Source organism: Oscillospiraceae bacterium MB08-C2-2 (genome assembly GCA_035621215.1).
GTDB lineage: Bacteria > Bacillota > Clostridia > Oscillospirales > Ruminococcaceae > WRAV01.
On record CP141729.1, the window covers coordinates 2,780,516 to 2,799,255 of the forward strand.

Genomic DNA, 18,740 nt, shown 5'->3' on the forward strand with positions numbered 1-18,740 from the left:
TCGTTGGATGAGCATTCAGTTGAGTGATGTTTGTGCTCTTCTTGGGGAGCAAGACGATATCGTGATTTTGGCACATCAAAAGCCGGATGGAGATACCCTAGGCTCTGCCTTTGGCCTCTATTTTGCTGTTAAAAGCCTTGGCAAGCGGGCCCGTGTGGAATGCGAGACTTTTCCCACGCGGTATAATGTGATTTTTGGGGCCTATGAGCCCGAGCCTTTTGAGCCTAAATTTGTGGTGGCGGTGGATGTGGCCGATCCCATGCTGTTGGGTCTGAATCTGCGCACCCGGTATGAGGGGGCGGTTGACCTTTGCATTGACCATCACCGTTCCAACAATGGCTTTGCCAAGCATACCTATGTGGATATTGGCTCTCCTGCCACCGCTCAGATTATGTATGATGTGGTTCTGGGCCTTGGGGCGGAGATGACCCCTACCATTGCGGATGCACTTTTCACCGGGATCAGCACCGATACAGGCTGCTTCCGGTACGATAATGTTACAGCGCGTACCCATGAGGTGGCGGGCCTGCTGGTTGCGGCCGGTGCACGCCATGGCCTCATAAATAAGCTCATGTTCGAAACCAAATCCAAAGGGCGGCTCCAGGTGGATATTCTGGTGCAAAGCTCCTTGGAATACCACTTCGGCGAGATGGGAGCCAGTGTTGTCATTCCCGAGGGAGTCAACGAAGCCTACGATGTCACCGATGAGGAGCTGGATGGTATTGCCTCTTTCCCCCGGAAGATCGAAGGGGTTAAAGTGGGCATGACCTTCCGCCAACGGGGCACCGACACCTATCGGGTTTCTCTGCGCACCTCCGAGGATGTGGATGCTTCCCGGATTGCCGAGCGTTTGGGCGGCGGCGGCCATTTGCAGGCCGCAGGCTGTTCGGTGCGTGCACCTTCTCTGGAAAAGGCCAAGAAAAAGGTTTTGGCCGCCGTGGAGGAAGGGCTGATTCGCAGCGGGCTGCTGCCCCCTAAAGAAAAACCCTTGTGCGGCATTCTGCTTATTGATAAGCCCGCTGAGTTCACCTCCTCCGATGTGGTGGCGGTGGTGCGGGGCATGCTTTCGGCTAAGGCCGGCCATGCCGGTACTCTTGATCCTATGGCTACGGGGGTTCTGCCTGTATTTGTCGGCCGTGCCACCAAAGCGGTGGATTTGATTCAAAATCAGGATAAGGGCTATCGCGCTACCTTCCAGCTGGGAATCGCCACCGATACACAGGATATTACCGGCACCGTTCTGGAAGAAAAGCCTTTCTCGGCCACTCTGGTGCAGGTGGAGCAAGCCTTGGAGGCATTCAAAGGCAATATTATGCAGACTCCGCCCATGTATTCTTCTGTAAAAATAGATGGACAGCGGCTTTACGACTTAGCCCGCCAAGGCAAAGAAGTGGCTCGTGAGCCAAGACCGGTGACCGTTTATGAAGCTCGGGTAACTGCTTTGGATGAGCAGGCGGGCCAGTATCAGCTGGAGGTTCTGTGCAGCAAGGGCACTTATATTCGCACCCTGATTCATGATCTGGGGCAGGACTTGGGCTGTGGAGCAACACTGACCAGTCTGGTGCGCACCAGTGCCTTGGGCTATGCCTTGGAGGAGTGCATTCCTCTGCGTGAAGCCCAGAAGCTGGCGGATGAAAAAGTGCTTGATCTGCGCCTTCTCCCGGTGGATAGTGCCTTTGCCGGGCTGACCCGTGTGGAGCTTTCCTCCAATCAGATTCGTATTTTTGCCAACGGTGGTTCTCTTGCTGCCACCGATGTGAAGCTGGAGGGGAAAATAGACTGCATGGTCACCGTTTACAGTCAGGAGGATGAGGAGTTTGCGGGTCTGGGCTGGGTATCCGGCGGCAGCCTGAAAGCCAAGCTCCTTTTGGATTTGAATTTGATATGAAACAAATAAATTCCTTGGCCGAGGCCTTGTTCTCTCAGCCGACCTCTGTGGCCTTGGGCCTCTTTGATGGGGTACATATTGGTCACCAGCAGGTTTTGTTGGCGGCAGCTGCGCAAAAGGCAAGCGGCCTGACCCCAGTGGCTTTTACCTTTGATATTGATGCAAGACTTCCCTCAAAAATTGAGCGGGAGCATCTGCTTTCTCCCGCTATGCGGGGGCGGCTTATGGCCGGAATGGGCATTGAGTATATGATATGTCCCCCTTTTGAGCAAGTGAAGAATTTCTCCCCTGAGGAGTTTGTGGAGGAAATACTCCACCGCACTCTGGGCGCCAAGGTGGTTTGCTGCGGCTATAACTATCACTTCGGCAAAAAGGCCGGAGGCAGTGCACAGGATTTGGTGCGCCTGTGCGGGGCCCTGGGCATTAAGGTTGTTGTGGTGGAGCCGGTGCGCATTGGCGGCCAGCTGGTTAGCTCCACTATGATTCGTGGTGCGGTTGCCGCTGGTGAGATGGAGCAGGCGGCGGCGATGCTGGGCCGCCCCTTTGGCCTCGATTTTAGGGTGGTCAGAGGCCGCCAGCTGGGGCGCACGCTGGGCTTCCCCACCATCAATCAGCCTTTTCCCGCTGGTTTTTGCCTGCCCCGCTTTGGGGTATATGCCAGCCGAACCCACTTGGAGGGGCGTATTCTGCCCTCGGTGACCAATGTGGGGGTTAAGCCTACGGTGGGCAGTGATCAAATACTGGCTGAAACCTATGTGGTAGGCTTTGAAGGCGATTTATACGATCAAAATATTTTTGTGGAACTGGTTGGTTTTATTCGGCCGGAACAGCGCTTTGCTTCCTTGGAGGAGCTGACCCGGCAGATGCGGCAGGATACCGAACTGGCCTGCCAAATATTTCAGCGGCCCTGAGCTGCTGCATAAACAGAATGGAGGGTAAAAAAGGATGTACGAATTACTGAAGCTGTTGGAAAAAAATGCTCGTCTTTCTCTTGAGGAACTGGCCGCCATGTTGGGCCGCACAGAGGCGCAGGTGGCACAGGCAATGGATGATTACGAAAAAGCCGGTATTCTCAGAGGCTATACTTCCGTTGTGGATTGGGAAAAAACCGAGCGGGATATCGTGACTGCACGCATCGAAGTGCAGGTAACGCCCAAAAAAGACAGAGGGTTTGATGAGCTGGCCGAAACCATTTCTCAGTATAAAGAAGTGCAGTCTCTCTATTTGATGAGCGGCGGCTATGATCTGGCCCTGACACTTGTCGGCAGAAGCTTTAAAGAAATTGCATCCTTTGTGGCTTACCGTCTGGCTCCGCTGGATGGGGTGCAGTCCACCGCCACCCATTTTGTGCTGCGCAAATACAAGGAGAAAAACATTATACTGCTGGATACACCCAAGGATGAGAGAGGAGTTATGCTGTAATGGATTATTCCCAGCTTCTCTCTCATAAGGCCCGAGAACTTAAACCCTCGGGCATACGCAAATTTTTCAGCGTAGCCAGCGAAATGGAAAATGTCATTTCACTGGGAGTGGGAGAGCCGGATTTTAAAACCCCTTGGGTTATTCGCAAAGCCGGTACGGATTCTCTCAACGCCGGGCGCACCTTCTATACCGCCAATTGCGGCCTCAAGGAGCTGCAAGGGGAAATCACCCGTTATTTGCAGCGGCGCTTTGATATGGAATATGATCCCACCGATGTATTGGTGACGGTGGGTGGTTCCGAAGCCATTGACATCTGCATTCGTGCTTTTGTCAACCCCGGCGATGAGGTGCTGATTCCCGAGCCTTGCTTTGTGGCCTATGCGCCCATTGCAGAGCTTTCGGGCGGTGTGGCTGTTCCCATTGTAACCAAAGAAGAGGATAGCTTTCGCCTGACTCCAGAAGCTTTGCGGGCGGCCATTACCCCCAAGAGCAAGCTACTGATTTTCCCTTTTCCCAATAACCCCACCGGCGGCGTTATGGAAAAGGAGCATTTGGAGGCCATTGCCGAGGTGCTTCGGGATACCAACATCATGGTGCTTTCGGATGAAATATACGCCGAGCTGACCTACAGCGGGCGGCATGTTTCCATTTCCACTCTGCCGGGCATGCGGGAGCGGACTGTAGTAGTCAACGGCTTTTCTAAGGCCTATGCCATGACCGGTTGGCGGCTGGGCTATGCAGTTGGCCCCACTCCGGTTATGCAGACACTGACCAAGATTCACCAGTATGCCATCATGTGCGCCCCCACTACAAGCCAGTATGCGGCCATTGTGGCCCTGCGGGACTGCGATGAGGAAATCGAGGCCATGGCTCGGGAATACAATATGCGCCGCCGATTTATGGTGCAGGGGCTGAACAAAATCGGCCTGCACTGCTTTGAGCCACAGGGGGCCTTTTATGTGTTCCCCTCCATCCAAAACACCGGCATGACCAGCCAGGAGTTCTGCGAAAAGCTCCTTTACAGCAAGCGGGTGGCTGTGGTGCCCGGCGATGCCTTTGGCCAGTGCGGCGAGGGCTTTGTGCGTATTTCTTATTCCTATTCCACCGACCACCTCAAGGAAGCGCTAAAGCGCATCGAGGCTTTCATCACAGAATAACATACCGATCTGTTTTTAGATGCATATGGAAGGAGACTTCTCTTGGAGGCTATCTCAGTATACAAAACGCCGGATTACACCGACGAAGCATTGGAGCGGGCAGTAGGGGGCCACTTTGAGGCCCTTAACCTGCCGGCCTTGCTGCGCCCGGAAATGAAGGTGACACTCAAGGTGAATCTGCTGATGCGCCGCCGCCCGGAGGAGGCCACCACCACCCACCCTGCCCTTGTGAGGGCGGTGATCCGCCGCCTCAAGGCAGAGGGGATTACCCATATCACCATTGCGGACAGCCCCGGCGGCCCTTATACTACAGGGGCACTCAGCGGCATTTATGGAGCCACCGGCATGGCGGCTCTGGCTGAGGAAGAAGGCGTGGCACTGAATCAGACCACCGGGTGGAAGGAACTCTCCTTTCCCGGGGGCAAGGTTTGCCACGGCTTCAACATCATTGAACCGGTTGCAGGGGCGGATTTGGTTATTAACCTGCCCAAGCTGAAAACCCATGCCATGACCCAGCTTTCCGGCGGGGTTAAGAATTTGTTTGGGTGCATCCCCGGCCTGCAAAAGCCGGAGCTGCACTTCCGCTTTACCGATAAGAAAACCTTTTCCGGCATGCTGGTGGATTTATCCCAGCTGGTGGCCCCCGGGGTTACCATACTGGATGCGGTGGTTGCTATGGAGGGGGATGGCCCTTCCTCGGGGACTCCCCGCACCGTAGGGCTGACTTTGGCAAGCACCAGCCCCCATGCACTGGATTTGGGGCTTTGCCACATGATGGATATGCGCCCTGATGAGGTTTTCACCGTGGCACTGGGTATTGAGCGGGGGCTGATTCCGCCTGCTTTTGACCCAGCCTGTCTGGTGGGCGAGCCGGAAGCTTTCAGCGTTATCACCGATTTCAAAAAGCCTGCCTCCCGTTCCACCGATTTCAGCGACAATATGCCTGCCTTCCTGCGCCGCCCGATGGCATTTATCCGGGAACGTTTTCTGGCACCCAGGCCGGTAATTCACCGTACCGGGTGCATCGGCTGTGGCAAATGTGCCGAGAGCTGCCCCGCCAAGGTGATTACTCTGCGGGAGCGTAAGGCTTATATCAACTATAAGGGCTGTATTCGTTGTTTCTGCTGCCATGAGATGTGCCCGGTTAAAACCATTCACATCAGCCAGTCCAAGCTGATGAAATGGTGAGGGCTTCTATGGAAAAGCTCACCACCATCACTCTTTCGGCTTTTTGCAAGGTGAATTTCACCTTGGATATCCTCGGGCTGGATCACCGGGGCTATCATTTGCTGGAAATGGTGATGCAGACCATTGATCTGGCCGATACAGTCACCCTTACCCTTCGGGAGCAGCCGGGGGTTACCCTAAGCTCCAACTGGCCCTCTATGCCCACTGGGGAGGATAACATCGCTGTTAAGGCGGCCAGAGCCTTCTGGAAGGCGGCGGGACTGCCTGCGGCGGGGCTGCACATCCACTTGGAAAAGCGTATTCCCGATCAGGCGGGGCTGGGCGGCGGCAGCGCCGATGGAGCCGCTGTGCTCAGGGGCCTGAACCGCATGGCCGGAAAACCTCTTACTCCCCATCAACTGGCACAGGCCGGTCTGACGGTGGGGGCGGATGTCCCCTTTTGTCTGGCGGGTGGCACGGCGCTGGTTGGCGGTATTGGTGAGAAGATAAAGCCTCTGCCTCCTTTGGAGCAGGGGTTTCTTTTGATTGCCAAACCACCCGAGGGAATGCCCACCCGTTTTGCCTTTCAGGCGTGGGATGCCTTACAGGATAACTGGCACCCGGATACGGCTGGCGCTGTTCAGGCTATACATACAGGCGATTTAACCAAGCTGGGGAAAGCGATGGGCAATTCTTTTTCTGCCGTGCAGCCGCTTGCCGTGGGGCGTCTCTGCCAATCTATGATGGCCGGTGGTGCACTGGGTGCGGTGGTTACCGGAAGCGGCACGGCTGTTGTGGGGCTGTTTGACTGTGAGAAAACAGCTCGAGCCTGTGAAGAAAGCTTGCAGGGTCAAGCACCCTTTGTGTATCTGGCAAAGCCTACTTTCTTTTTGAAAAAAAGAAAGTAGGCAAAGAAAAACCTCTTTATTTTCCCCGCCGGAGGCTGGAGGAGGACCATGGGGGAACTAGTTCCCCCATGAGGCGCTTCGTGCCCGCAGCTTTGCGAAGGGCACTTTCGCATTTTCCGCAGAAAATGCAAGCGCCTGAAAGTAGGCAAAGAAAAACCTCTTTATTTTCCCCGCCGGAGGCTGGAGGAGGACCATGGGGGAACTAGTTCCCCCATGAGGCGCTTCGTGCCCGCAGCTTTGCGAAGGGCACTTTCGCATTTTCCGCAGAAAATGCAAGCGCCTGAAAGTAGGTAAAGAAAAACCTCTTTATTCTTCCCGCCGGAGGCTGGAGGAGGCAAAAGAACAAACACTTTATTTTTAATTGGTATAATCTGGAAATATCTGTCAAGACTCTTGTTACGAAGAATCTTACCAACAAGAGAGGACAGATTTACATATGAAACGCTTGGATTTGGCCGTATTGATCGGGGCTGTTTTGGCTATCGCCCTATCTTCCTTTACCACCTTTGCGCAGGAATGCGATGCCGTGCGGGAGAATGTGGTTCGCCTGCACATTTTAGCCAACTCGGATAGTCAGGCTGATCAGGAACTCAAGCTTGCCGTGCGGGATGCGGTGCTGTTGGGAACCGCCCAGCTGTTTTCCGCTTCTTCAGATAAGACCGATACCGAGCGGGAAGTGCTGGAGCATATGGATGAGATCGAAGCCATTGCCCGGGAAGAAATCCAGCGTCAAGGCTACGATTACCCGGTTTCCGTGAGCCTGACCAATATGTTTTTTGAGACCCGCCAGTATGAGAATTTCACCATGCCTGCCGGTTATTACGATGCCGTGCGCATTCTCATTGGCGAGGGAGCCGGTAAAAACTGGTGGTGTGTGATGTTTCCGCCACTGTGCATTCCGGCCGCCTCCCCCAAAAGCGAGATGACCCCCACCGAGCAAATCCGCCTTATCGGCACAAGACCTCAGTATAAAGCCAAGCTGGCGGTGGTGGAGCTGGTGGAAACGGTAGCCGATCATTTCAGTGGCCGCAGTGAGCAGCCCGTGATTTTACCCGAATAGTGCCCCTTTGCTATTTCTCGGTCATAAATTGTGAGGACAGCTTCCCAAGCAGGCCACTTGCGGGAAGCTGTCCTTTGATGTATACTATAGTTAAATAGTATGACCATCCCCTTTATTATAGCTGTATAGGTTTAAACCCATAACGTGGTTTTAAACAGCGGCAATATGCCGTTAACCGCCATAGGTGGTCTATAGCGACTGTATGAGTATATAGAAAGCCTATTTGCTCTATGGATTTTATTATTTAATGCCTCCTGAACAGTTCAAAAACGTAACAATAGCAGTTCTTTGACGGCATTTTTGAATTGTTTGGGTGCAAGTTTCCTTGCCGAATACGCCAAAAAACTTGCACAAAGGATTTGCAGCGTGTGTCTGCAAATCCTTTCAGGTAGCCAATCAATGGTTCTGTAACGGAAAACAGGCCTGTTTTGCTGTCAAACAGAGCGGAAATTGCTCTGTTTGCAAATGCGCTTCGCAAAGCGTATTTGTTCAGTGGACATTATTTATGTGTCTGCCTTTGTGTTTTAAGCAGCGCAAAAGGCGGCTTTCTTTTGCCCAAACATGCCTGATGAGGCGGAGGTGCTTGTGTGGAGGAGAAGTTTAAAGAAACACTTTACATAACGGATTTGGATGGTACCCTTCTTGGGGAGGATGGCGTTCTTTCGGCTTACAGCCGGGATACCATCAATCAACTGGTGGAACAGGGCGTGCTTTTTTCAGTGGCCACGGCCCGCACTCTTCATTCAGCCTGGGATGTGGTTGGTGAGCTGAATTTGCAGCTGCCGGTTGTGCTGATGAATGGGGTTCTGATTTATGACTTGCAGAAGGAGCAGTATCTGCAAGTAAACCACTTGCCTCAGGAGCAGGTGGATTTGGTCATTGATCTGCTGCAGAAGCTGAATATGGGCGGCTTTATGTACGCACTGGATGGCAATACCGTGAAAGTTTATTATAACTCCACCAGTGAGCGGGATCAGCGGAATCCGGGATTTTATAAAGAACGCACCGAATGGGGCGGACGAGTCTTTATTCCGCAGGAGGATTTTAGAGAGGCGGCCCGAGACCAGCGGATTATCTATTTTACCCTGTATGGCGATTTAGAGGCCATGCATGTTATTTACGACGAGATCAGAAAGATGCCTGAGCTGGGGCACACCTTTTGTGAAGATATTTATGATGGCCGCTATTTTTTAGAGATTTTCAACCCTGCCATCTCCAAAGCGGCGGGGGCTGACTTTATCAAAAAATGGTGTGCAGCCAAAGAAGTGGTTGCTTTCGGTGATAACCAAAACGATCTGGAAATGCTGGAATGGGCAGATCGCTCCTATGTGCCGGAAAACGGCATCCGAATCGCCAAGAGGAAGGCCACGCAAGTGCTTGGCCCCTGCGGGGAGGATTGTGTGGCACGCTTTATTGAGCAGGAAACCGGTGCGCTGAGCGGCCGGCCGGATTCCAATAAGGCACTGTAATTGGGGGCTGGGACGTTACCCGGTTCCGCAGCAACTGTTTTGCATACAGCATACAGGGTTCTGAGCGGCAAGGCTTCTCATGGGTTTGAAATGGGAACACCCTGCTGTTTTGACCGTGTATGGGTATATATTTTATCCTGAAAGGGATAAACACGCTTTTTTCACACGCATTGAGGCAAAGGAGTAGAGCAATGAACAAGCGCGAAATCGGAAAATCAGGCATTATGGCAACAACCATTTCTTTGGGAAGCTGGGCTATCGGCGGCGGCAGCGCCTGGGGAGACAACAGCGATGATGAATCCATCCGCACCATTCATGCGGCTTTGGATGGCGGTATAAATGTTGTGGATACTGCACCCGTATACGGCAAAGGCCACAGCGAGACCGTGGTTGGCAAGGCCCTCAAAGGGCGCCGGGATCAGGTTCTTATTTCCACAAAATGTGGCCTGAACTGGAACGAAAATGGCGGTGTGGAGTTTTTCTCCCGGGATGGCTATACCATCTACCGCAATCTCACAGCCAAAAGCATTCGGGAAGATGTTGAAGGCAGCCTGCGCCGCCTTGGCACCGATTATATTGATATTTACTTCACCCACTGGCAGGCCATTGAGCCCCTTAAAACACCCATCTCTGAAACCATGACCGCTTTGATGGAGCTGAAAAAAGAGGGCAAAATTCGTGCCATTGGCGGCTCCAATGTTTCGTTGGAGGATATCAAGGAATACCAGAAATATGGCCAGTTTGATATCATTCAAGAAAAGTTCAGCATGCTGGATCGTAAAATTGATGCGGAGCTGCTGCCTTATTGTGAGAAAAACGATATCACCGTTATGGCTTATTCGCCCATTGAGCAGGGCCTGCTGACCGGTAAGGTCACAGTGGACTATCAGGCACCTGAGGGTTCCACTAAAAACCGTCAGCTTTGGTGGCAGCCGGAAAACCGCTGTGCGGCTATTCATATGCTGGATGGCTGGAAGGATTTGTGCGAAAAATACAGCTGCACTCTGACTCATCTGGTTGTGGCGTGGTCGGTGGAGTATTCTCCTGCCCTTAACATTCTCTGTGGCGCCCGCAAAGAAGATCAGATTGTGGATATTCTGGGTGCGGCCAAGGTGAAGCTGGAAGCCGCTGATTTCGAGCGGATGCGCCGGGATGCCGATCAGGTTGTGGCGGGTGTTGTAAAGTAAGAGCCGCCTAAGCCGGTATTTTGGAGGCTGCTCCTTTTGATAAAGCAGGGGGCCTCACTGCCCGGAGCCATTTGGGCGGCGAGGCCGCTGTTTTATTTGAGAGACTGTTTTCTGCCTGCCGAGATAGATAAAGGCTTTGTGGGCAAGTTTTATTTGTGTTTATTGCCGGGTTAGGGACAAACCGGGAATAATGACTTTCACTTTTCAATATACTGTGTTATCATCTGTTATCAAAATGGCAGATATGAGGATAGGTGTATATTGGGAAGGTTGGAGGTAAGAACATGAATATTTCTCCTTGGGTGTATGGCTTTTTGCTGATTGCAGGTGCTGCTCTTTTTGGTTATTACATAAAAATCGGAAGATTTTTCCGCTGTATGCTTTTCACGGCGGTTACGGGTTTTTTGGCTTTGGGAGCCTTGTGGCTACTGGGGCGTTTTGTTCCGTTGGCTCTGGCGGTAACCCCTTTGACCATATTCACCTCCGGTTTGCTGGGGATTCCGGGACTTTTGATTCTTTTTGTGCTAAATTTAATTTAATTCTCTTGCAATGAAGGATGTAAATTGCCCGGAAGTATGATATAATTGCCTATTATAACCGATTAACTTAAAAGTCTTGAAAGATTTTTAGACTCTATGGTTTTGCTATCACCTTATATGGACAATATGGCCTGCCTGCTTATCAAAGCAGGTTTTGATTTACTTTGGGACAGGCTTCTGAATTTTGATCTTTTTTGCAAGCTTTTATCTCTGCAAAGGGAAACGGATAGGGCCGATTTTTATGGGCTGCTTGTCAGAATGGTTACACAAGTAAGAAGGGAGCAACATTAGTGGAATTTCGATATTTTGCACCGGGAGAAGCCCCGGAAGACGCACTGAAGGTGCGGCTTGCTGTTTTTGTAGACGAACAGGGGTTTTCCAAGGAAAGTGAATTCGATGATATAGATTCCACCGCTCACCATACTGTTTTGTATGAGGGAACCAGACCGGTGGCCTGCGGGCGCACCTTTCCCGGTAAAGAGCCGGGTGAGTGGATCATCGGCCGGGTTGCTGTGCTTCCCACTTATCGCCGGGGCGGAACCGGGCGATTTCTGATGCTCCAGCTGGAGGAGCAGTGCCGGCAAAACGGCGCTCAAAGCATTCTTTTAGCGGCACAGGTGCAGGCACAGGGGTTCTATGAGAAATTGGGCTATGTAGCCGAGAGCGAAACTTTTCTGGAAGAGCATTGCCCCCATATCAATATGCGCAAGAAAATTGCGTTGGCTCCACGAAGCGGAAAATAACCCGAATTTGCTGATTGCATGCGGGTAGAGCATGCAGGCCATTATGGATATGGTGGCATAATGAAAAAACTACAGGTAAGAGATGGAGAAGCCAATAATTAGCTTGACGGAAACGTCCGGATGCGGTATACTATTTCTTGCACTGCCGAGGCGTAGCTCAGTTTGGTAGAGTGCCTGGTTTGGGACCAGGATGCCGCAGGTTCAAGTCCTGTCGCCTCGACCATTTTCCCTTTGAAAAACCGCCTATTTAGGCGGTTTTTTTGCGTTTTATATTTGGCTTTTAGAATGCTATCCTAAATTGATCTGCCCAGTTTGGGGTAGGAAATATTTTACGGTGGCGGGATTTTTCCTGCCGCCGTAAGTGCAAATCCCTAACCCATCCCTAACGGGGTCAAGAATTGTAGTATTATTGCAGAAATGCTATACTGGACTTAATTTTTGTACCTATGGTAGTGAAAAGGCCAGTCCACGACTTTGAAGCAGTGGGGGGAGCTATGCGAAAAATAATCGTCATTGGAAGCCCCGGTGCAGGCAAAAGCATGTTTGCACGCAAACTGAGAGATGAGACAGGGTTTCCGTTATATTATCTCGATATGCTGTGGCACAAGTCTGATCAAACCAATATCTCTCAAGAGAAGTTTGATGCGGGGCTGAACGAAATTTTTAAAAAAGACGCATGGATTATCGACGGAAATTACTTGCGGACGTTGGAACCTCGTTTGCAAGCGTGCGACACTGTCTTTTTTATGGACTACCCACTGGAAGTATGCATCTCTGGCGCGGCATCCCGCATTGGAAAACGGGGGGAGGATCTACCATGGGTTGAGACGACATTTGATGAAGAATTCAAACAGTGGATTCTCGATTTTTCTAAAGATCAATTGCCGCAGATTTATGATAACTTAAAGAAATATGAGAAAAGTAAAGATATTATGATCTTCAAGTCGAGAAAAGAAGCTGATGATTACCTAAAGATGGAGAATTGCTGAAATGGATAACGATAAAGTATATGAGATGCGCTTTTCCAAGGTTTACCCGCTTCTCGTCAATAAGGCTGTGCGAAAAGGGCGAACCCAGAGCGAGGTAGACGAGGTCATCCGCTGGCTGACGGGGTATAACCAAACGGCATTGGAAGCCATTCGGGAAAGCGATATTGACTACACCGCCTTTTTCCAAAATGCCCCCGAGCTAAACCCTAATCGAAAGCTCGTAACGGGTGCGGTCTGTGGGATCAGGGTTGAAGAAATCGGAGAACCTCTAATGCGGGAGATTCGCTATCTAGACAAGCTGATTGACGAACTGGCCAAAGGAAAAGCGATGGAGAAAATTTTACGCGGGTAGGCGGTTTGTGTATCTGTTTCCGCACAAAAATTTGATTGTCAGGAGCCGTGAGTATGGGGAAACGAACCGAGCGTTCTAAAAGGACATACGACCAGATGGCGGCGGGGTACGATACCTCGCCTGAAGGCTATTACACCCAGCCCCATAAGGCGGAGCTAGTCAAGCAGGTCAGCCTCCGTAACGGAGACAGCGTTTTGGATGTGGCCTGCGGCAACGGCACGCTCTTGGGGGCGCTTTCCAAGAAGGCAAGCATCCATGCGTTTGGTGTGGATTTGTCGGAAAATATGATTGCCGCAGCCAGAGAGCGCTACCCCAACTGTACCTTTGCGGTGAGCGCCTGTGTCCCCCTTCCCTTTGAAAACGAAAGCATGGATGTCATCACAGTATCCTGTGCATTCCATCATTTTGAGGACCCCCATACCTTTGCGGGTGAATGCATGAAGGTGTTGAAGAAGAACGGAATGGTTTATCTGGCTGAACCGTTTTTTACTCCTGTGATACGGTGGCTCGCCAACACGGTGGTGTTTCCGTTTTCCAAGTCCGGCGATGTCAAGGTTTACAGCAGACAGGAACTGCATGGGATGTTTGAAGCGGCGGGGTTTCGTGATATAAGCGTATATACAAAAGGCACCGTTCTGTTCTTCTCGGCAAAAAAATAATGCAACTTGTACTGGAGGGCTGCGCATGAACGAACTGCCGGAGTTCTCTAACCGGGTGGAGTTCCGGGCGAGGCTGGTGGGAAATTGTGTCACCAGCTGCAGCGTGTGTGGCTGCTCTTTGGCAAAGCAAGCGGCCCTAAAACCATCGTGACCGAGCATGGCAGAGAAAAAATGGCCGAAGCCAAACGAAACGGCCGGTGGAATGCCGCCAAGACACCGGCTGTGACAGATGAGCAGATCAACGCCGCAGCCGAGCTGCTGCGGGCATATGAGCCAGCCTACACCAACTTCCAAGCCATGCCGCCGTCGGCTTAGGAGACCTATACACGGGCCTATCTGGATGCCAAAACAGTAGCGGGACGGGAAAAACGTCTGGCGCGGACGGTGGATCGGCTCAAGAAAAACTTAAAGCCCATATAGGAGGCATACCCTGTCATCCCACCGCACGGAAAGTCAAGAACGCTGGTCACTGGACTGATAGAATGATCACATACGGAAGGAGGTTTGAAGATGGATTGGATTACGGGGATACAGCGAGCACTGGATTACACCGAAGCGCATTTGACCGAGAAAATGGACTATGAGGCGGTGGCAAAGCAGGCTTATTCGTCAGCTTTTCATTTCCAGCGGGCGTTCAGCATGCTCTGCGGGTTTTCCCTTGGCGACTATATCCGTATGCGCCGCTTGACGCTGGCGGCTGAAGACTTGATCCGCACCGGCGACAAAATCATCGACATCGCGCTGGGGTACGGTTACGATACCCCCGAAAGCTTCTCCCGTGCATTCCAGCGGTTTCATGGCATTACCCCGACCGAGGCGCGCCGGGGAGGCACCATCAAATCCTTCTCCAGACTCTCCGTAAAATTGATTCTATCGGGAGGCAGTACTATGGATTACAGGATTGAAAAGAAAGATGCGTTCAAAATCATCTGCAAGAAAAAGCAGGTCACCAAGCCCCAAGGAGACACCGCCACAGAGGACATTTCGGCATTCTGGAACGAATGCACCAAGGCCGGTATTATCGAGGACATTTGCAAATACGGCCGCTTTGACAAGCTGAACGGCGTGCTGGGCATCTGCTTCTCAAAGGAACTGGCTGATTCCGGCTTTCCCTACGGCATCGGCGCGGAATACAATGGCGCGCCTTTGGGCAATGAGGGGCTGGAAATTGTGGATATCCCTGCACACACCTACGCAATTTTTCAGTGCAGGGGCAAGATGCCCGAGGCATTCAAGACCACCTACCAGCGCATTGTCACCGAGTTCTTTCCCCAGAGCAATTACGAATACGGCAACGGCGTGGAGCTGGAAGTTTACCCCTCCGCAGAAGTGGGCGACCCCAATTATACTTGCGAAATTTGGGTTGCGGTGAACGAGAAGAAGTAAAGAAATCTTACACAGCAGCCGGGCAGAGTAAAGCTGCCCGGCTGCTGCATGTTCAATCATACATTGTAAAAACCAAACCTTCGTGGTAGAATAAGGAAAAGAATCAGTGCAAATTCTACTTATGAGACTACCATTACCAAGGAGTAGGGGAAGACTCTTGGATAAGCGAAGCGGGTTTGAGCGCCCGTTTGTTGATAGCATTAATGCTTTCAATCATCTATACAACCATCTGCTAAACATTCTTTTTGATGGTCAAGCCTTGTACCTTGAATCGGGAGAATAGGAGAAGGCTTAGTCTTACCGACGCTTGGGAAAGTACACACACTAAAAATTTAAATAAGTTGCGTTGATAAGACCTACCCGGATGCCGCATTCGGGTAGGTCTTATGGTTCTCATCCGACTTTCTTGAACGGGATGACCTTACACCTGCGGAAAATTGCTATTTAAGGAGGATAATATGGACTGGAAAGAAGTCAACACGCAGAAAGATATTGACGAATTGCTGGGTGCGTATGGGAATTTTCACGACTCCTGTATCACGAACCTGCGTTACGACAGCGGCAGCTATGTCACATCGGATAAGGCTATGCATTTCAGCGGCGCTGACGATCGAAATTTAATCGTTGCTTTCCAATGTCAATGGGACCCGATTACAATAGAGCTGTGCTTTTCAGGGCTTAGGCGGCTGCATCTCGTTGGCTGGCAGGATAACTATCTGAACAATATTTCATCTGCTTATTTGGCATTTCACGAGAAATTGTTACCTGGTAAACCAGAACGGCTTATTGTTTGGTCTGACACGGATGGGTTTGAACCGAAGACAGTGTCAGAGAGTAACGCTCTCACGGAACCAGCCGATACCTACATGATTTCCAATCGGCTAAAATGGAGAATCATTGATTAGGGGATAATATATCTTTGGGAGTTGCATCCCAATCAGGAACATACAGTGCGGTGCTTTGCCGCAAGCCCAAAAAACCCGAGCCACATCTATTAGCATACAGAATTCATCCCTAATAAAATCACGAAATTCGAAAGAAAGCGATGAGCACACAAGGCAGAGTGGGCAAGCGCCAAAGAGCAAGGAGAAGGTATTATGCATATAAGATTGGCAACTCTGGATGATCTTCAAATGATACTAAAAGCGGGTTGGTATCCATTTTATGAGTAAAGATAAACGTTCTTTGTTAACAAATCCCTATAAAAAATGTCGAATTATAGCAGAATAGGCGTTGATTAAGTGGAAATGTTTGGTATAATTTAAGCTAGTAGCCTCTTTGAGCTGTCGTTGTGTGTATTTATTTCTTGATTGGCTTCATGACAAACAGGAGCTGATATAAAATTCCCGCGTATTGTTTTTCTGTATCCTTCTTGAAATTTACAGAAAAGGCGTGATTGTATGATGCAAGATTTGGCTCACATCACTGAGATAAATGGACAAAGAGTGGAGCAGTCTGTTGCAAGCCATTCTTTGAATGTTGCCGCTTATGCCGCCCAGAAGCTGAAAGGCATGAATCTTCGACATACAGCGTATCTTGCCGGGCTTCTGCACGATATGGGAAAGTGCACAGACCAATACCAAGACTATCTGCGGCGAGCTGCTAATCATGAAGATGTGAAGCGGGGCAGTGTAAACCACACCTTTTGCGGATGCATCTATTTGCTGAAAAAATACCACAGCGGCCGGCCGCAGGGCATGGACACCATGGCCTGTGAGCTTCTTGTATACGCCATGGGATCACACCATGGGCAGTTTGATTGTGTCTCGTTGGAAAACACCAGCGGCTTTGAAAAACGCCTGTATAAGGATGCCGCCGAAATAGAATACCCGCAGGCCGTGGAACGCTTTCTGGTGCAGTGCGTCTCAAGCGAAGAAATTGACCGGCTTTTTTTGCTGGCACAAAATGAAATTACAAGCTTGTTCCAAAGCTTGAAAATACAGTTTGGAAAAGGTGCGACACAGATTCACTTTTTGATGGGTCTTGCCGCCCGTATGGTGCTTTCCGCTGTTATTGATGGAGACCGCAGGGATACGGCAGAATTCATGAGCGGCACCAAACACAGCTTTCGTGCCGGCTCGCCGAACCTGTGGGAGGAGCAAATTCAGTTTCTGGAACAGAAGCTTTCGGCTTTTGATGCGACAGCACCTATTAACCGGGTACGTCGCTGCTTTTCCGAGCTTTGCCGGGATTTTGCCTGCCAGCATGGGGGCGGCATTTACCGACTCACGCTGCCCACCGGTGCGGGCAAAACCCTTTCAGCGCTGCGGTATGCACTGCATCATGCCAAAACATACGAGAAAAAGCGGGTCATTTTTGTGATTCCGCTTTTAAGCATTTTGGAGCAAAACAGCGGGGTTATCCGCAGCTTTTTACAGGATCAGAGTATTCTCACCGAGCATCACTCAAATGTTGTCAAAACCTTTGAAACCCCTGAAGAGCTGGATCACTATGAGCTGCTCACCGAAACATGGGAGTCTCCCATTGTGATTACAACGTTGGTTCAACTTTTGAATACTCTTTTTTCAGGCAAAACCACCGCTGTGCGCCGCATGAGCGCCCTGACCGATGCTGTTATCGTGATCGATGAAATTCAGTCGCTGCCCAAAAGAGTGACCAACATGTTTAATATGGCACTGAATTTTTTAGCCGGAGCCTGTGGGGCTACCGTGGTTTTATCCTCTGCTACCCAGCCTTGCTTTGATGAAACAGCAAGGCCCCTTCGCTATTCCCAGCCGGTGGATATTGTGCCCTATGACCCGGCTATTTTTGATACTCTCAAGCGCACCCGCATTGTGGACTATACCTCCCCCTATGGCATGTCGCTGGAAGAGCTGGCGGATTTTTCCCAAAGCCTGCTCCAAGAGGGTTCCTCCTTACTGATTGTGTGCAATACCAAGGAAAGTGCCCGAAAGCTGTATGATGAACTGGACAGTCGCAGCGCCAGCAAGCTCTTTCATCTTTCGGTCTCCATGTGCCCGGCCCATCGGGCGGATACACTGGCTCATATCCACACTGCTCTGGATGGCAGGGAAAAGGCGATTTGCGTCTCTACTCAGCTGGTGGAGGCCGGTGTGGATTTTTCGTTTGAAAGCGTGATCCGTGTTGAGGCAGGGCTCGATAACATTGCACAGGCCGCCGGGCGATGCAACCGCAGCTTTGATTTTGGCGGTATACGCTCTGTCTATATTGTTAAGCTCAGGCAGGATGCCGAAAAGCTGGGGATGCTCCCGGAGATAGCGGCGGCCCAGCAGTGCACAGAGCAGCTTTTGCATCAGTTTGCAGACAATCCCCAGTCACTGGATGCTGACCTGCTCAGTGAAAAGAGCATTGCACAATATTACAATTTGCTCTTTGGGCATTCGGCTATCAAAGGCCAATTTGGCTTTCCCCGAATACTCTCTCATGACCAGCGGGAGCAGCTGTTTGACCTGCTGGCTGATAATCCCAATCATATTAAGCGGCCTGAATTTAAAGGAAGGTACTTTTTCAATCAGGCCTTTAAAACAGCGGGGGAGCTTTTTGAGGTTTTTGATGAAAACACCACCGATATCATCGTGCCCTACAATGAGCAGGCAGATCAGGTTATAGCCGACCTGTTTTCACAAAAGGCCGCTCATGACTATGGTTTTTTAAAGGAATGCATTGAAAGAGCCAAGCCGTATACCATCCATATTTTTAAGCACCAGTATATGAAGCTGATGGAATATGGAATGCTTTTATCGGATAAGCAAAATCGTTTTCTTGCTTTAAATAAGCAGTACTACCACGCCGAGACCGGCTTGATTATGGAAAAATTCATTTATTGAGAGGA

General features: G+C 50.8%; 18 protein-coding genes and 1 tRNA gene. All 19 read left to right on the forward strand.

The features are described 5' to 3' along the window. Positions 1–7: 7 nt before the first annotated feature. Positions 8–1,888, forward strand: coding sequence for a tRNA pseudouridine(55) synthase TruB (gene truB / locus U6B65_12475; GenBank protein ID WRS27134.1), 1,881 nt, complete (start codon positions 8–10; stop codon positions 1,886–1,888). After that, positions 1,885–2,799, forward strand: a complete 915-nt coding sequence (locus U6B65_12480) for a bifunctional riboflavin kinase/FAD synthetase (protein ID WRS27135.1) — start codon at positions 1,885–1,887, stop codon at positions 2,797–2,799. The genes truB and U6B65_12480 overlap by 4 nt, the downstream gene beginning before the upstream one ends. A 34-nt stretch (positions 2,800–2,833) precedes the next feature. Continuing rightward, on the forward strand, positions 2,834–3,310 hold the full coding sequence (locus U6B65_12485) for an Lrp/AsnC family transcriptional regulator (GenBank protein WRS27136.1): 477 nt from the start codon (positions 2,834–2,836) through the stop codon (positions 3,308–3,310). After that, positions 3,310–4,467 carry an aminotransferase class I/II-fold pyridoxal phosphate-dependent enzyme gene (locus U6B65_12490; GenBank protein ID WRS27137.1) on the forward strand — a complete coding sequence of 386 codons (1,158 nt, stop codon included), beginning with the start codon at positions 3,310–3,312 and terminating at the stop codon, positions 4,465–4,467. Before U6B65_12485 ends, U6B65_12490 begins: the two co-directional genes overlap by 1 nt. Before the next feature lie 42 nt (positions 4,468–4,509). Further along, positions 4,510–5,655 carry a DUF362 domain-containing protein gene (locus U6B65_12495; GenBank protein WRS27138.1) on the forward strand — a complete coding sequence of 382 codons (1,146 nt, stop codon included), beginning with the start codon at positions 4,510–4,512 and terminating at the stop codon, positions 5,653–5,655. Between the two features lie 8 nt (positions 5,656–5,663). Beyond that, entirely contained in the window at positions 5,664–6,542 is an 879-nt protein-coding gene (gene ispE, locus U6B65_12500) for a 4-(cytidine 5'-diphospho)-2-C-methyl-D-erythritol kinase (GenBank protein ID WRS27139.1), read from the forward strand. A gap of 436 nt (positions 6,543–6,978) precedes the next feature. Continuing rightward, a complete protein-coding gene (gene spoIIR / locus U6B65_12505; GenBank protein ID WRS27140.1) occupies positions 6,979–7,602 on the forward strand; it encodes a stage II sporulation protein R in 624 nt (207 codons plus the stop codon). A gap of 587 nt (positions 7,603–8,189) precedes the next feature. Next, on the forward strand, positions 8,190–9,071 hold the full coding sequence (locus tag U6B65_12510; GenBank protein WRS27141.1) for an HAD family hydrolase: 882 nt from the start codon (positions 8,190–8,192) through the stop codon (positions 9,069–9,071). Positions 9,072–9,262: 191 nt separating this feature from the next. Next, complete coding sequence (locus tag U6B65_12515) at positions 9,263–10,258, forward strand: aldo/keto reductase (protein WRS27142.1); 996 nt, start codon at positions 9,263–9,265, stop codon at positions 10,256–10,258. 284 nt (positions 10,259–10,542) lie between these two features. Beyond that, a complete protein-coding gene (locus U6B65_12520) occupies positions 10,543–10,797 on the forward strand; it encodes a pro-sigmaK processing inhibitor BofA family protein (protein ID WRS27143.1) in 255 nt (84 codons plus the stop codon). A 290-nt stretch (positions 10,798–11,087) separates the two neighbouring features. Next, complete coding sequence (locus tag U6B65_12525; GenBank protein ID WRS27144.1) at positions 11,088–11,540, forward strand: GNAT family N-acetyltransferase; 453 nt, start codon at positions 11,088–11,090, stop codon at positions 11,538–11,540. Positions 11,541–11,686: 146 nt separating this feature from the next. Then, positions 11,687–11,763: transfer RNA gene (locus U6B65_12530), tRNA-Pro, on the forward strand. A gap of 271 nt (positions 11,764–12,034) precedes the next feature. Next, a complete protein-coding gene (locus U6B65_12535) occupies positions 12,035–12,529 on the forward strand; it encodes an adenylate kinase (GenBank protein ID WRS27145.1) in 495 nt (164 codons plus the stop codon). A 1-nt stretch (position 12,530) separates the two neighbouring features. Continuing rightward, complete coding sequence (locus U6B65_12540; GenBank protein WRS27146.1) at positions 12,531–12,881, forward strand: DUF2200 domain-containing protein; 351 nt, start codon at positions 12,531–12,533, stop codon at positions 12,879–12,881. Between the two features lie 53 nt (positions 12,882–12,934). Further along, positions 12,935–13,540: a methyltransferase domain-containing protein gene (locus U6B65_12545; protein ID WRS27147.1), complete on the forward strand. Its 606-nt coding sequence runs from the start codon at positions 12,935–12,937 to the stop codon at positions 13,538–13,540. An 84-nt stretch (positions 13,541–13,624) separates the two neighbouring features. Continuing rightward, entirely contained in the window at positions 13,625–13,855 is a 231-nt protein-coding gene (locus U6B65_12550) for a hypothetical protein (GenBank protein ID WRS27148.1), read from the forward strand. Positions 13,856–14,050: 195 nt separating this feature from the next. Continuing rightward, positions 14,051–14,926 (forward strand): AraC family transcriptional regulator, encoded by an 876-nt coding sequence (locus tag U6B65_12555; GenBank protein WRS27149.1) that lies wholly within the window; start codon positions 14,051–14,053, stop codon positions 14,924–14,926. A 458-nt stretch (positions 14,927–15,384) separates the two neighbouring features. After that, positions 15,385–15,831 carry a hypothetical protein gene (locus tag U6B65_12560; GenBank protein WRS27150.1) on the forward strand — a complete coding sequence of 149 codons (447 nt, stop codon included), beginning with the start codon at positions 15,385–15,387 and terminating at the stop codon, positions 15,829–15,831. A gap of 495 nt (positions 15,832–16,326) precedes the next feature. Continuing rightward, positions 16,327–18,735, forward strand: coding sequence for a CRISPR-associated helicase Cas3' (cas3, locus tag U6B65_12565; GenBank protein ID WRS27151.1), 2,409 nt, complete (start codon positions 16,327–16,329; stop codon positions 18,733–18,735). The last annotated feature ends 5 nt before the right edge of the window (positions 18,736–18,740 follow it).

What these genes read in the sequence shown, in the direction of transcription:
- spoIIR (WRS27140.1), top strand. Translation starts at nt 6,979, where the DNA reads ATGAAACGCTTGGATTTGGCCGTATTGATCGGGGCTGTTTTGGCTATC.
- U6B65_12485 (WRS27136.1), top strand. Translation starts at nt 2,834, where the DNA reads ATGTACGAATTACTGAAGCTGTTGGAAAAAAATGCTCGTCTTTCTCTT.
- U6B65_12555 (WRS27149.1), top strand. Translation starts at nt 14,051, where the DNA reads ATGGATTGGATTACGGGGATACAGCGAGCACTGGATTACACCGAAGCG.
- U6B65_12490 (WRS27137.1), top strand. Translation starts at nt 3,310, where the DNA reads ATGGATTATTCCCAGCTTCTCTCTCATAAGGCCCGAGAACTTAAACCC.
- U6B65_12560 (WRS27150.1), top strand. Translation starts at nt 15,385, where the DNA reads ATGGACTGGAAAGAAGTCAACACGCAGAAAGATATTGACGAATTGCTG.
- ispE (WRS27139.1), top strand. Translation starts at nt 5,664, where the DNA reads ATGGAAAAGCTCACCACCATCACTCTTTCGGCTTTTTGCAAGGTGAAT.
- U6B65_12540 (WRS27146.1), top strand. Translation starts at nt 12,531, where the DNA reads ATGGATAACGATAAAGTATATGAGATGCGCTTTTCCAAGGTTTACCCG.
- U6B65_12535 (WRS27145.1), top strand. Translation starts at nt 12,035, where the DNA reads ATGCGAAAAATAATCGTCATTGGAAGCCCCGGTGCAGGCAAAAGCATG.
- U6B65_12520 (WRS27143.1), top strand. Translation starts at nt 10,543, where the DNA reads ATGAATATTTCTCCTTGGGTGTATGGCTTTTTGCTGATTGCAGGTGCT.
- truB (WRS27134.1), top strand. Translation starts at nt 8, where the DNA reads ATGAGCATTCAGTTGAGTGATGTTTGTGCTCTTCTTGGGGAGCAAGAC.
- cas3 (WRS27151.1), top strand. Translation starts at nt 16,327, where the DNA reads ATGATGCAAGATTTGGCTCACATCACTGAGATAAATGGACAAAGAGTG.
- U6B65_12480 (WRS27135.1), top strand. Translation starts at nt 1,885, where the DNA reads ATGAAACAAATAAATTCCTTGGCCGAGGCCTTGTTCTCTCAGCCGACC.
- U6B65_12545 (WRS27147.1), top strand. Translation starts at nt 12,935, where the DNA reads ATGGGGAAACGAACCGAGCGTTCTAAAAGGACATACGACCAGATGGCG.
- U6B65_12515 (WRS27142.1), top strand. Translation starts at nt 9,263, where the DNA reads ATGAACAAGCGCGAAATCGGAAAATCAGGCATTATGGCAACAACCATT.